At 71.6% G+C, this 13,739-nt stretch carries 10 protein-coding genes; 2 read left to right on the top strand and 8 right to left on the bottom strand.

The annotated features are described in order from the left end of the window. Positions 1 to 17: 17 nt before the first annotated feature. Positions 18 to 1,547: an MFS transporter gene (locus tag ACWGIH_RS01395; RefSeq protein ID WP_453443755.1), complete on the bottom strand. Its 1,530-nt coding sequence runs from the start codon at positions 1,545 to 1,547 to the stop codon at positions 18 to 20. A gap of 113 nt (positions 1,548 to 1,660) precedes the next feature. On the opposite strand from ACWGIH_RS01395, the gene ACWGIH_RS01390 reads away from it, so the two are divergent. Next, the gene (locus ACWGIH_RS01390) at positions 1,661 to 2,671 is read left to right on the top strand and encodes an Lrp/AsnC family transcriptional regulator (protein WP_453443757.1); all 1,011 of its coding nucleotides are present in this window, start codon (positions 1,661 to 1,663) and stop codon (positions 2,669 to 2,671) included. A gap of 5 nt (positions 2,672 to 2,676) precedes the next feature. On the opposite strand, the gene ACWGIH_RS01385 is transcribed toward ACWGIH_RS01390, so the two are convergent. Beyond that, on the bottom strand, positions 2,677 to 3,552 hold the full coding sequence (locus ACWGIH_RS01385) for a LysR substrate-binding domain-containing protein (RefSeq protein ID WP_453443759.1): 876 nt from the start codon (positions 3,550 to 3,552) through the stop codon (positions 2,677 to 2,679). 116 nt (positions 3,553 to 3,668) lie between these two features. Between ACWGIH_RS01385 and ACWGIH_RS01380 the strand changes: the two genes are divergently transcribed. Next, entirely contained in the window at positions 3,669 to 4,727 is a 1,059-nt protein-coding gene (locus tag ACWGIH_RS01380; protein ID WP_453443761.1) for a bile acid:sodium symporter family protein, read from the top strand. On the opposite strand, the gene ACWGIH_RS01375 is transcribed toward ACWGIH_RS01380, so the two are convergent. From ACWGIH_RS01375 to ACWGIH_RS01350, 6 genes are all read right to left on the bottom strand, one after another. Continuing rightward, positions 4,663 to 5,922, bottom strand: coding sequence for a DUF4185 domain-containing protein (locus tag ACWGIH_RS01375; protein ID WP_453443763.1), 1,260 nt, complete (start codon positions 5,920 to 5,922; stop codon positions 4,663 to 4,665). The two genes, ACWGIH_RS01380 and ACWGIH_RS01375, sit on opposite strands and share 65 nt — an antisense overlap. A gap of 10 nt (positions 5,923 to 5,932) precedes the next feature. After that, positions 5,933 to 7,831 carry an exo-alpha-sialidase gene (locus ACWGIH_RS01370; RefSeq protein ID WP_453443765.1) on the bottom strand — a complete coding sequence of 633 codons (1,899 nt, stop codon included), beginning with the start codon at positions 7,829 to 7,831 and terminating at the stop codon, positions 5,933 to 5,935. Positions 7,832 to 8,073: 242 nt separating this feature from the next. Continuing rightward, positions 8,074 to 8,937, bottom strand: a complete 864-nt coding sequence (fdhD, locus tag ACWGIH_RS01365; protein WP_453443766.1) for a formate dehydrogenase accessory sulfurtransferase FdhD — start codon at positions 8,935 to 8,937, stop codon at positions 8,074 to 8,076. Positions 8,938 to 8,942: 5 nt separating this feature from the next. Next, positions 8,943 to 9,803, bottom strand: coding sequence for a 2Fe-2S iron-sulfur cluster-binding protein (locus tag ACWGIH_RS01360; protein WP_453443768.1), 861 nt, complete (start codon positions 9,801 to 9,803; stop codon positions 8,943 to 8,945). Then, entirely contained in the window at positions 9,800 to 11,800 is a 2,001-nt protein-coding gene (locus ACWGIH_RS01355) for an NADH-ubiquinone oxidoreductase-F iron-sulfur binding region domain-containing protein (RefSeq protein ID WP_453443770.1), read from the bottom strand. Before ACWGIH_RS01355 ends, ACWGIH_RS01360 begins: the two co-directional genes overlap by 4 nt. 8 nt (positions 11,801 to 11,808) lie before the next feature. After that, positions 11,809 to 13,731 carry a molybdopterin oxidoreductase family protein gene (locus ACWGIH_RS01350; RefSeq protein WP_453443772.1) on the bottom strand — a complete coding sequence of 641 codons (1,923 nt, stop codon included), beginning with the start codon at positions 13,729 to 13,731 and terminating at the stop codon, positions 11,809 to 11,811. Positions 13,732 to 13,739 lie beyond the last annotated feature (8 nt).

Genomic DNA, 13,739 nt, shown 5'->3' with positions numbered 1-13,739 from the left:
GAATCTGTACGCAGCGGTTACGGCTGTGGATTCCTCTCGGAGACCGGCCCGGCGGCGGCCGGAACGATCACTTCCGGGGCCTGGGGTGCTGCCGGTGCTGCCGGTGCCTCCGGTGCTGAGCGCGCTGACCGCACCATGACGAGGACCGCCGCTCCCGCCGCCAGGCCCACCACGCCCGCGACGACCGCGGCCCCGTTCAGGCCGGAGGCGAACGCCGACCGCACGGCCTGCTCGGAAAGCGTGCCCCGCACCGCCGACGCGCCGCCGCCCGCGACGGTGTGCGCCGCGTCGTGGCCGAGCGAGTCCTGCATCCGCGAGGTGAGCACGGTGCCGAAGGCGGCCACGCCGACCGCGTACCCGAGCTGCCGGAACGTGTTGACCGCGCCACCCGCCATCCCCGCGTTCGCCGGCGGCACGGCCGCGAGGGCCGCGCCCCCCAGGGCGGGCGAGACCAGGCCGGTGCCGACGCCCGCGAGCGTCAGGCCCGGCACGAGCGAACCCCACGAGGACCCCGCGTCGAGCACCGCGAGGGCGATGCCGCCCGCGCCGATCAGGAGCAGGCCCACGCCGATGGTCAGCCGCGCGGACACCCCGTGCAGCAGCCTCCCGCCGAGCGCGGCCACGACGAACGAGGTCGCGGCAAGCGGCAGCATGACAAGGCTGCCGGTCACCGGGCTCATGCCGAGCACGGTCTGCAGCCAGATCGAGAGGTAGGGCATCAGGCCGAACGCGGCAGCGTTGTAACCGATCGCGCCGACCAGGACGCCCGTGAACGCGGGCATGCGCAGGAGCCGCAGATCGAGCAGCGGGTGCGCCACCCGGCGTTCGACGGCCACGAACGCGACGAGCGCGAGCAGCGAGACCGCGAGGGTCACCACGGTGGGCACGGACGACCAGCCCTCCGACCCGGCCCGCACCACCCCGTACGTCAGCGCGCCCGCGAACAGCGCGAACGTCACCGTGCCCGCCCAGTCGACCCGGCGACCCGCCTGGCCCTTCGACTCCGGCACCACGCGCAGCGTCAGCCACATCGATGCGACGCTCACCGGCAGGTTCACGAAGAAGATCCACCGCCAGCCGGGCCCCTCGGTGAGCAGCCCGCCGACGATCGGCCCGAGCGCCGCCGCGGCCCCGCTGACCGCGCCCCAGACCCCGAGCGCGACCGACCGGTCCCGCCCCCGGTAGGCGGCGCCGAGCAGCGGCAGCGTCGTCGCGAACATCGCGGCCGCCCCCAGGCCCTGCACGGCGCGGGCGGCCACCAGGACCTCCGCGTTCGTGGCGAGCCCGCAGCCCAGCGAGGCGAGCGCGAAGAGCGCCGTGCCCACCACGTTGAGCCGCCGCCTGCCGAGCACGTCCGCCGCGGCGCCGACCCCGAGCAGCAGCGCGGCGAGCGCCAGGGCGTAGCCGTCGATGACCCATTGCAGATCACTCAGCGAGGCGTCGAGCGCTCTCGCCATGTCGGGCAGTGCCACGACCACGATGGTCACGTCCAGCAGCAGCATGAACGTCCCCAGGCATACCGCTGTGAGCGGCCCCCATGTACGCATTCTCGGTTCTCCTCGTGCGATGTGTACGACGCGTGTGTGCGTGCCTCGTACGATGGAGCCCGGCCGGACGATCCAAATCATCAGACGCGTGAGACCGAAGGAATCCGACATCGATGGGCAGTGCAGCGATGGAATCCGCCACCCCGGACGCTCCGGACCCGTTCGACGTCAAGCTCCTGCAGGCCCTGGAGCTCGACGGGCGCGCGCCCTTCAGCAAGATCGCCGCCGTCCTCGGGGTCTCCGACCAGACCGTCGCCCGCCGCTACCGCAGGCTGGTGTCCGACGGCAGCCTGCGGATCGTCGCCGTCCGGGACCACGAGAAGCTCGGCCAGGACCAATGGATGCTGCGCCTTCGCTGCGCCCCCGACGGCGCGGACGCCATCGCCACCGCCCTGGCGCGCCGCTCCGATACCTCCTGGATCGGCCTCACCTCCGGCGGCACCGAAGTCGTCTGCTGCACCAGGCCGCGCACCCGCACCGACCAGGACGAGTTGCTGCTCGCCAAGCTCCCGCGCACCCCGCACATCGTGGACATCCGCGCCCAGCAGATGCTGCACCGGTTCTTCGGCGGCCCGGACGGCTGGCTGATGAAGCACGGGCCGCTCGGCGACGACCAGATCGCGGCCCTGCGCGCCGGGCAGGCCACCTCCGGCGCCCGCGCCAAGGCGCCCCAGCGGATCGAGCCGGAGGACGAGCCGCTCGTCGCCGCCCTCGAACAGGACGGCCGCGCGACCTACCCGGAACTCCAGCAGGCCACCGGGCGTTCGGAGTCGGCCGTCAAAAGACGCCTGGGCGCGCTGATCGCGTCCGGCGCCCTCTACATCGACATCGAGTACGCCAACGCCCTCATCGGCCTGCACGTCGGGGCGATGCTCTGGATCACCACCGCACCCTGGGCCATGGACTCGGTCGGCAAGGCCCTCGCCTCCCACGCCGAGATCGCCCACGCCACCGCCGTGGCCGGGCCCTCCAACATCATGGCGACGGCCGTGACCCGGGACATCCCGGCGCTCTACGCCTACCTCAGCGGGAAACTGGGGCAGCTCGACGGCGTCCAGCACGTCGAGACGGCGCCGTTCATGCGCCGCGTCAAACAGCTCACGTACCGGCCCTATCCCCGCTGAGTTCCCTATCCCCGCTGACGCCGTCGGTGCAGTCGGTCGCCGCCCGCGAGGATCGATGCCGCGAGTGCGTCCGCCGCGCCCTGCGCCGAGGCCCGACGCTCCCCGTGCAGGAGCACGAAGTCGACAGCGCCGAGCTCCGGGAGGCCGGCCCGCTCCGGGACACGGACCAGACCGGGCGGGATCAGGCCGTGCGAGTGCGCCATCACGCCGAGCCCCGCGCGGGCCGCGGCGACCAGGCCGTTCAGGCTGCCGCTCGTGCAGGCGATCCGCCAGGCACGGCCGCGCCGCTCCAGGGCTTCCAGGGCGAGGGCGCGGCTGATGCCCGGCGGCGGGTACACGATGAGCGGCACCGGTCTGTCGGGGTCGAGGCGCAGCCGCTCGGCGCCGATCCACACCAGTTCGTCATGCCAGACAAGTTCGCCGCGCGGGTCCTCCGGGCGCCGTTTGGCCAGGACGAGATCGAGTTGGCCCGCGTCCAGCTTCTCGTGCAGCGTGCCGGACAGTTCGACCGTCAGCTCCAGGTCGACGTCGGGGTGATCGTGCCGGAACGACTCCAGGATGTCGGTGAGCCGGGTCAGGACGAAGTCCTCCGACGCGCCGAACCGCAGCCGCCCCCCGAGCCGCGTGCCGGTGAAGAACGCCGTCGCCTGCTCGTGCACCTCCAGGATCCGTCGCGCGAAGCCGAGCATGGCCTCGCCGTCCTCGGTCAGCTCCACCGAGTGCGTGTCGCGCGCGAAGAGCTGGCGCCCGGTGGCGTCCTCCAGGCGGCGCACGTGCTGGCTCACCGTGGACTGGCGCAGCCCCAGGCGCCGGGCGGCCTGGGTGAAGCTCAACGTCTGGGCCACCGCGAGGAACGTACGGAGCTGGGCGGGGTCGTACATGATCCCGAGGCTATCGCGGAACGTGATGACAGTCAGAGCGGTATCCGGGATTCCCGATCGCGGTGATCAGGAGGATCATCGAGAGGGCACGACATGAACCGAACCGTTGGAGCGAAGTGAAACGCCCGAGCTGGCCCACCTGGATGCCGATCGACCCCTACATCCTGGCGTTGCTCGGCACAGTAGGCGTCGCCGCGCTGCTGCCCGCGCGCGGCGTGGGCGCCGATGTCGCCGGTGGCGCGTCGACCGGGGCCGTGGCGCTCCTGTTCTTCCTCTACGGGGCGCGGCTATCCACCCGCGAGGCACTTGACGGGCTCAAGCACTGGCGGCTGCACACCACCGTCCTGGCCTGTACGTTCCTGGTCTTCCCGCTGCTCGGTCTCGCGGCCGAGGCGCTCGTCCCGTACGTCCTGACGCCCGCCCTCTACAGCGGGTTCCTCTTCCTGACGCTCGTGCCGTCCACGATCCAGTCGTCGATCGCCTTCACCTCCATGGCGCGCGGCAACGTCCCCGCGGCGATCTGTGCGGGCTCCTTCTCCTCGCTGGCCGGCATCGTCCTCACGCCACTGCTCGCGGCCGCCCTGCTCGGCAACAGCGGGGGCGGGTTCTCCGCGGACTCCGTCCTCAAGATCGTGCTGCAGCTCCTCGTGCCGTTCCTCGCCGGTCAGTTCCTGCGCCGGTGGGTCGGCGGCTTCATCACACGGAACAAGAAGGTGCTCGGCCTCGTCGACCGCGGCTCGATCCTGCTCGTCGTCTACACCGCGTTCAGCGAGGGCATGGTGCAGGGCATCTGGCACCAGGTGACGCCGCTGCGGCTCGGCGCGCTGCTCGGCGTGGAGGCGGTGCTGCTTGCCGTGATGCTCACCCTCACCTGGTACGGCGCCAAGCGGCTCGGGTTCGGCCGCGGCGACCGCGTCGCCATCCAGTTCGCCGGGTCGAAGAAGTCCCTCGCGGCCGGACTGCCCATGGCGAGCGTCCTGTTCGGGGCCGAGGCCTCGCTCGCCGTGCTGCCGCTGATGCTCTTCCACCAGATGCAGCTGATGGTCTGCGCGGTGATCGCCAAGCGGCGCTCGCGCGACCCCGAGGTCGCCGTGGACGCCGAGGATTCCGTCACCGAGCCGTCGCCAGCCGAACGGACACGAACCGCGGTCGGTACAGCGACACGTTCCGGCTGACGTTCGCCTGCGCGCTCGCTGGCGCCGCGTCCAGCCAGTTGACGTCGTAACTGAGCAGCAGCCGCCCGTCGTCGCTGAGCGCGGGATGGGCCTGGGGGTTGTACGCCGCCGTGTCCTGCCGGGCCGCGCCGTCCTTCGGCAGGGGCGGCGCGAAGCCCTTGGCGGGGCCATGCCAGGGGCCTGTCGGCGAACACGCCCAGTAGGAGGTCACCTTGGTCAGGCCCTCCGCCCCCGCGGCCATCGTGAACAGGACGTACGTCCCCTTCACACGCACCACGGTGAACGCGCTGCCCACCCCCTTGCGTTCGCCGTCACCGAGCACGGCCCGCGGTTTCCCGGACTCCGTCCAGTCCTCGCCGTCCCAGTACCGCCACGCGCCGGGCTCGGCCAGCCTGCCCTTGGGGACGCGGGCCACGTACGCGTGCGAGGCGGGGCGCGAGACCGCCTTGCCGTCGTTGCCGCCGAAGACATACGTCCAGTCGCCGTCGTCCACCGTCGTCGTGCCGTACAGGACACGCTTGTCGAGGTCCGGCACGGAACTCTGGTCGGAGACCTTGACGATGCCCTCGACGCGCAGGTCGGGCAGGGAGAGCGTGGCGACCTCGGTGGCGTGCGGCACTCCGTAGATCCACGGGCCCGTGCCGGTGGAGCGGGTCCACAGCAGGACGCGGACGACCTTCTCGGACGAGCCGGGGGAGCGGGGCTCCACCTTCGCGGCGACCGGCCAGCGCCACTGCTGGGGAGCCGGGTCGGCGAAGAGGGGGGCGGGCAGGGTGCGTTGCAGGGAGCCCGAACGCGACATCACCACACCCGAGTTGCGGACCATGGGCGCGGTCGCGTCACGCCAGGTGTGCGGCTGGCCCGCCGGGTTCGGGGGCGCGTGCACCTGGCCGAGGAAGGTGTCGGAGAACAGCCAGAGGAGCCGCCCGTCGGGCAGGCGCACCGAATGCGTGCCGTCGCCGCCGGTCCAGTCGTCCGCCCGCGCGGTGTCGTCGCCGTAGCGGGCGAAGGCGTCGGTGACCTCGTCGTCGGCGGTCCAGGACGAGACGGTGCGTGCCCGACATGCGTCGCCGCCCTCCCGGTCGTCGTCCGGGAGGGCGATGAGCAGCACGGCCGCGCAGACCAGGGCGAGCAGCAGGACGAGCCACGTCCTGCGCGCGCCCCGGCCCCGGCGTGGACCTTGGTCGTCGGACACGTGCGGGACGTTAGTTGCTCGCGCGGATGTGGTCCATGGGGAGCCATGCGACGGTGTCCCTCGTCACAGGCGCCTCGGCCGCGCCGTCCTCGCCGAGCGAGGTCAGCTCGGCATCGCTCAACGCGCGGTCGTAGACGCGCACTTCGTCGATGGAACCACTGAAGTGAGCTCGGCTGTCGACCCGCTGGCCGACGTGGAACCCGTACCCGGAGGTGCGGGTGACGGTGCCCGGGACGTCCGCGGCGGTGATCCGCGTGCCGTCGACGGAGAGGGTGAGCTGCCCGCCGCCCCGCCGCAGGGTGATGTGGTGCCACTGGCCGTCGTTGTAGGCACCCGTGGTGCGCACGGACGCGGACTTCGGGGGAGTGGAGCCCTGACGCGTGGTGATCAGGCCCGTGACCCGGTTGCTCGCGGGCTCACCGCGCAGCCACACCTGCGGCTGGTTGGTGCCGATGCCGCCCATCCAGAGCAGCGGCTGCTCACCACTGGTCGCGGAGTACCGGAACCACATAGACGCGGTGAAGTCCTTCGTCCCGAGCGGCAGTTGACCCCGGAAGGGCAGGCGTACGGCGTCGTCCCGGCCGTCGAGGGCGATGGCCTTGCCGAACCGGCCGTCGGTGGTGGACGCCCCGCCGAGCACGGCCGCGGGCTTCGCGCGCGGCGCACGGTCGCTGGTCGTCGGGTCCGGGCCCCGGCGCGGCTGCAGCCAGTCCTCGGTGAAGCGCGCGAAGCGGATCTCGTCGCGGGCGTCGACCGCCCCGCCCTCGTACATCAGGCCCACGTGCTCGCCGTCGGCCCGCACCATGTCCGAGTAGCCGGACCAGTCCGTGGTGACCGTCGTCCCGCGGTCCACGCTGTCCCAGGTGCGGCCGCCGTCGTAGGACGAGCGGATCTGCATCGTGCGCCGGCGGTCGGGGTCGCCCGGGCAGGCGAGCAGCATCCGCTTGCCGAACTGGAGCGAGGAACCCTGCACTTGGGGCGTGTAGAGGTCGGGGATGGCCTTGAAGGGCGAGACGAAGGAGCCACCTCCGTCGCGGCTGATCGTGTGGGTGCGATGCCCGAGGTCGGTGCCGTCCTGCTCGCGCCCGCTGACGTAGAGCGCGCCGTCCGGGCGCTCCGTGATGGTCATCTCCGACGGCTTCTGCCGGAACGTGCCGTCCTGCGCTATCGGGTACGAGTCCTTGGCGCCGATCTTCCAGTTGTCGCCGCCGTCGTCGCTGACGATCAGGGCCGCGTGGTTCGCGGTGACCCGACTGCCGTCCCATGTCTCGGTGTTGGCGGTGAAGACGAGCCGTCCCGCGTGCCGGCCGCGGGTCAGCTGGAGGCCGTGCACGGGCCCGGTCGCGTACCAGGAGTTCCAGTCCTCCGGCAGGATCTGGTCGCTCAGGTCGCGCGGCGCCGACCAGCTGCGGCCGTCGTCGTCGCTGTACTGCATGTGCGGGGTGCGGTCACACGGTATGGCGCAGTTCTGCCCGTCCGTGCGGCCCGTGTTGTACGTCTCCGCGAGGACGATGCGGCCGGTCCTGCGGTCGACGATCGGCGCGGGGTTCCCGTGCGTGTCACCGGCGCCTTCGTTGACGACCTGGAGCGGCCCCCAGGTGCGGCCGCCGTCGTGCGACCGCTTGACGACGATGTCTATGTCACCCGCGTCACTGCAGTCGTTCACCCGCCCCTCCGCGAAGGCGAGGAGCGTGCCCTTGACCGTCTTCACCACGGCGGGAATGCGGTAACAGGCATACCCGGGATCCTGCGAGGCCTTGAAAAGCACCTGCTGCTCGAACCCCGCCGCCCGGTCGTCCGGCGCCGCCTGCGCCGTGGGCCCGGGCAGCAGCGTCCCGACGGCGACGACGGTCAGCGCGGCCGTGGCGGTGCGCAGGGATCTGAGGCGTAAACGGAGAGCTGATGGCATGGCGCGGCCCACCCTTCGAGGTGACTGGACATCCTGACATCCCACGTCCAACGTTCGCGCCTCAGACGCTACTTGGACGGCTCGACACCCCACAAGAAGCGTGCGTGGCACGAATGGACGCGGCCTGGTCAGGGGCCGGAACCCGGACGGGGCAGCAGAGGGAGCGGGACCGGGACCCCGCCGGCGCAGGGGGCGCTCCCCGCCGGTCGGGGCCCCGCCGCCGTGCAGCGGGGAGCGGCCGGTCAGCCCTGGGAGGCCGCGGCCCGCACGGCGATCCGGTGCTCGCCCGCGTACACGTTCATGGAGGAGCCGCGCAGGAAGCCGACCAGGGTCAGGCCCGTCTCGGCGGCCAGGTCGACGGCGAGGGACGACGGCGCGGAGACGGCGGCGAGCACCGGGATGCCCGCCATCACCGCCTTCTGCGCCAGCTCGAACGAGGCGCGCCCCGACACCAGGAGGAGCGCGCGCGACAGCGGCAGGCGGTCGTCCTGCAGGGCACGCCCGACGAGCTTGTCGACCGCGTTGTGCCGGCCCACGTCCTCCCGTATGTCGAGGAGCTCGCCGTCCTCCGAGAAGAGCGCCGCCGCGTGCAGACCCCCGGTCCGGTCGAAGACCCGCTGGGCCGCGCGCAGCCGGTCGGGGAGGCACGCGAGCAGGTCGGTCCCGAGCCGGACCGGGGGAGTGGCGCCGCCGTCCGTGTCGTCGATCGCCCAGCGGGCCGTCGTACGGACCGCGTCCAGGCTCGCCTTGCCGCACAGGCCGCAGGACGAGGTGGTGTAGACGTTGCGTTCGAGATTGATGTCGGGCAGGACGAGCCCGGGAGCGGTCTTCACGTCGACCACGTTGTACGTGTTGACACCGTCCGCCGTGGCCCCGGCGCAGTAGACGATCGACTGGAGTTCGTCCGCCGAGCCGAGCACCCCCTCGCTCACCAGGAAGCCCGCCGCGAGTGCGAAGTCATCACCCGGCGTGCGCATGGTGATGGCAAGGGGCTTTCCGTTGAGCCTGATCTCCAGCGGTTCCTCCGCGACCAGGGTGTCCGGCCGCTCGGTGACGGCCCCGTCCCTGATGCGGATGACGCGGCGGCGCTCCGTGACTCGTCCCATGTCGATCAGTCCCGGTTCTGTACGTGCTGGTAGCCGAAGCGGCCCTTGATGCAGAGGTTGCCGTGGGTCACCGGATTGTCGTGCGGTGAGGTGACCTTCACGATGTCATTGTCCTGCACGTGCAGGGTCAGATTGCAGCCGACTCCGCAGTAGGCGCACACCGTCGTCGTCTCGGTCTGCCGCTCCTCGTCCCAGGTCCCGGCGGCCCGCATGTCGAACTCCGACTTGAAGCTGAGCGCTCCGGTCGGGCAGACCTCGATGCAGTTCCCGCAGTACACGCACGCGGAGTCGGTCAGCGGCCCGTCGTGCTCGACGGCGATCCGGGCGTCGAAGCCGCGGCCCACCACGGAGATGGCGAACGTGTTCTGCCACTGGTCGCCGCAGGCGTCGACGCACTTGTAGCAGAGGATGCACTTGTCGTAGTCGCGGACGTAGAGGTCGTTGTCGACCCTGGGCTCCTCGTTCAGGCGGGCGGCGTCCGGGCCGAAGCGGTCGGGCTTGGCGTCGTACTCCTTGAGCCAGCCCGCGACCTTCGGTGTGGTCGACATGTCGACGGACGAGGCGAGCAGTTCGAGCACCACCTTCCGGCTGTGCCGGGTGCGCTCGGTGTCGGTGAGGACGGTCATGCCCGGCTCGGCCCGGCGTGAGCAGGCCGGGGCGAGCGTACGGGCGCCCTCGACCTCCACGACGCACACCCGGCAGGCGTTCTTCGGGGTGAGCGTGTCGCCCTCGCAGAGGGTCGGTACGTCCTTGCCCGCGGCGCGGCAGGCGTCCAGGAGCGTCGCCCCTTCGGGCACTCTGGCGTCCTGCCCGTCCAGCGTGAACTCGACGAGGCGGCGCGGGATTCCCAGCGGTACGGCGGTCACTTGTACGCCCCCAGGCGGTCGATGGCGGATTCCACGGCGTTCCACGCGGTCTGGCCGAGCCCGCAGATGGAGGCGTCCCGCATGGTCCGCCCCACCTCGCGCAGGAGAGCGATGTCACCGGCGGCTTCGGCCCCTGTCCGCTCGACGATGCGGTGCAGGGCCTCCTCCTGCCGGACGGTGCCGACCCGGCAGGGCACGCACTGGCCGCAGGACTCGTCCCGGAAGAACTCGGCGATGCGGAGCAGGACGCGGGGGAGCGGCACGGTGTCGTCCAGGGCGAGGACGACACCGGAGCCGAGGGTGGTGCCCGCCTCCCTCGTCCCCTCGAAGGTGAGCGGGATGTCCAGCTCGTCGGGCCGTACGAAGCCGCCGGCCGCGCCGCCCAGGAGGACCGCGCGCAGGTTGTCCGGCATTCCGGCGAGGGTGAGGAGATCGCCGAGGGTGGCGCCGAAGGGGAGCTCGTAGATGCCGGGGCGTTCGACGCTGCCGGAGACGCAGAAGAGCTTGGGCCCGGTGGATGTGTCGGTCCCGATGGCGGCGTAGGCCTGCGCGCCCATGGTGAGGATGGGGAGGACGTTGACGAGGGTCTCGACGTTGTTCTCGGCGGTGGGTTTGCCGAAGAGCCCCTTCTCCACGGGGAAGGGCGGCTTGGACCGCGGCTCCCCTCGATACCCCTCGATGGAGTTGAAGAGGGCGGTCTCTTCCCCGCAGATGTAGGCGCCGGCGCCCCGCCGTATCTCGATGTCGAAGGCGTACCCCTGCCCGAGGACGTCGTCCCCGAGAAGGCCACGCGCGCGTGCCTGGGTGATGGCGTCGGTCAGCCTCTGGAGCGCGCGGGGATACTCGCCGCGGAGATAGAGGTAGCCGAGGTGGGCGCCCGTCGCGTACCCCGCGATGGTCATCGACTCGATGAGGGAGTACGGGTCGCCCTCCATGATCACCCGGTCCTTGAAGGTGCCGGGCTCCGATTCGTCCGCGTTGCAGACGAGGTAGTGGGGGTGGTCGGGCTGTGACGCGGTGGCCTGCCACTTCCTTCCCGTGGGGAAGGCGGCGCCTCCTCGGCCGAGGAGGCCGGAGTCGGTGACTTCGCGGATGACGGCGGCGGGGCCGATGTCGAAGGCGGTGCGGAGTGCGGTGTAGCCGCCGTGGGCGCGGTAGTCGTCGAGGGAGGTGGGGTCCACCTTGCCGATCCTGCTGAGGAGCAGGAGGCCGTCTTGACCCGCTTGGGGGACGGCGAGGGCCGCGGGGGGCTCGGAGGGGGCGGATTCGGGGGCGAGGGCGGCTTGGGTGAGGGCGTCGGGTGCGGCGGGGGCGAGGGTTGCGGTGACGTAGGTCTTTTCCCCAACCCCGCCCCTTCCCGGCTGTGACATTTGCGGCCCCGCCGCGCGGCCGGGCGGGAGGGTTTCAGCCTGTCCGGCGTTTGAGGACGAGCCGTCAAGGCGATGGGCGGCCACCCCAGGCGGCGGAGCCGCGATTTCGGGAAGGGGCGGGGTTGGGGAAAGAACCGCCGGAGGCACACCGGCCCGCACCACCAACGCAGCCGGAGCCCGCTCGCACAGCCCCAGGCAGGGTGAGGCCTCGACCGCCACCCCGGCCGCAGGGCCGAGCCGCGCCGAAACCTCCCCGCACAGCTCCGCCCCACCCCCGCACGCAAGATCCGTACACACCCGGACCACCGTCGCCGGACGGGGCCGCACCGAGAGCATGGAGTAGAATGTCGCCACCCCGTACCCCTCCGCCGGCGGCACCATAAGACGCCGGCAGAGGTAGTCCAGACCCCCCTCGCTCACCCACCCCACGCGGTCGTTGAGCGCGTGCAACCCCGGCAACAGCTCATCCCGCCGCTCCCGCGCCGCACGGCCTCCCCGCGCCCACCGCAGGTCCGCGTCGCTACGGTCGGCGGAACCCTCCCACGCCGACTCGGGCGGACCGAGCACCGCGTCGACGGCCTCCCGCTCCTCGTCCGTCGGCTTGCTGTCACCGAAGTGCAGATCCATACGTCACCTCACGTCGCCGGCACGGCCAGCTTGTCGATTCGTATCGCCGACGCCTTGAACTCCGCCGTGCCCGCGATCGGACAATTGGCCTCGATCGTGAGCTGGTTGGTGTCGACCTCGTCGGGAAAGTGCATGGTCATGAAGGCCAGGCCGGGACGCAGCCCGGGGTCCACCCACACGGGCGCCGTCACCGCTCCGCGCCGGGACGACACACGGACCTGTTCGCCGACCACGACCCCGTAACGCTCCGCGTCCTCCGGGCACAGCTCGACGTACTCGCCCCGCCGCAGCGGCGAGGCGAAACTCCCGCTCTGCACACCGGTGTTGTACGAGTCGAGCCGCCGTCCCGTCGTCAGCCGGATCGGGTACGAGTCGTCGGTGAGGTCGACCGGCGGGTCGTGCGCGACGAGCCCGAAGGGCGCGAGCATGCCGCGCCGCTCCGGGTCCGCGTCCCACAACCGCCCGTGCAGGTACGTCGGTTCGACCCGATCCTCCGATGGGCAGGGCCACTGGATGCCCTGCAGGGACTCGAGGCGGTCGTACGTCATGCCGAAGTGGTCCGGCGACACCGACCGCAGCTCGTCCCAGACCGCCTGCGCGTCCGCGTACTTCCAGTCGTGACCGAGCCGTTCGGCGAGGTCGCAGAGGATGTCGATGTCCTCGCGCGCCTCGCCGGGCGGCCGCACTGCCTTGCGCACCCGCTGCACCCGCCGCTCGCTGTTGGTCGTCGTGCCGTCGGTCTCCGCCCAGGCGGCGGTCGCGGGCAGCACGACATCGGCCAGCTCGGCGGTCTTGGTGAGGAAGATGTCCTGGACCACGAAGAAGTCCAGGGCCCGCATCCGCCGCACCGCCTGCTCGCTGTCCGCCTCCGACTGCGCGGGGTTCTCGCCGATGCAGTAGACGGCCTTGAGCGAACCCTCTTCCATCGCCTCGAACATCTCCGTCAGAGTCAGCCCGTAGCGCGGCTGGATGACCGTGTCCCAGGCCGTCTCGAACTTCATCCGCGAGCCGGGGTCGAGGATGTCCTGGAAGCCGGGCAGGCGGTTGGGGATCGCGCCCATGTCGCCGCCGCCCTGCACGTTGTTCTGCCCGCGCAGGGGCTGCAGGCCCGAGCCGTAGCGCCCCACGTGGCCGGTCAGGAGCGAGAGGTTGATCAGCGCGCGGACGTTGTCCGTGCCGTTGTGGTGCTCGGTGATGCCGAGGGTCCAGCACAGCTGGGCCCGTTCGGCCCGGGCGTAGGCGTGCGCCAACTCCTTGATGGCGGCGGCCGGTACGCCGGTCACCTTCTCGGCGAGCGTCAGGGTCCATGGCTCGACCAGGGCCGCGTAGTCCTCGAATCCGGACGTCGCCCGCTCGATGAACGCCTGGTTGGCCAGGCCCGCGTGGATGATCTCGCGGCCGATCGCGTGCGCCATCGGGATGTCCGTGCCGACGTTCAGACCGAGCCAGCTCTCCGCCCACTCGGCGGTCTTGGTGCGGCGCGGATCGACGGCGTACATGCGGGCGCCGTTCCTGATCCCCCGCAGGACGTGCTGGAAGAAGATCGGGTGCGCGAAGCGGGCGTTGGAGCCCCACATCACGATCAGGTCGGTGTGTTCGACCTCCTCGTAGGAAGACGTGCCGCCGCCCGACCCGAAGGCCGCGGAGAGACCCGCGACACTCGGGGCGTGGCAGGTGCGGTTGCAGGAATCGACGTTGTTCGTGCCCATCACCACGCGGGCGAACTTCTGCGCCACGTAGTTCATTTCGTTGGTCGCGCGGGCGCAGGAGAACATCCCGAACGCGCCGCGTGCGGCCTGCAGCCCGGCCGCCGTCCGGGTCAGGGCTTCCTCCCAGGTGGCCCGGCGCAACGGCTCGTCGCGTGAGTCGCGTACGAGGGGGTGGGTGAGCCGGGTGTACGTGGTGGGCACCCGGTCCCGCTTCCTGTTCATGGCACGCT

The organism is Streptomyces sp. NPDC054872, from assembly GCF_053610705.1.
The sequence above is the reverse complement of the archived record's forward strand: the minus strand, read 5'-3'. Positions and strand labels throughout refer to the sequence as shown.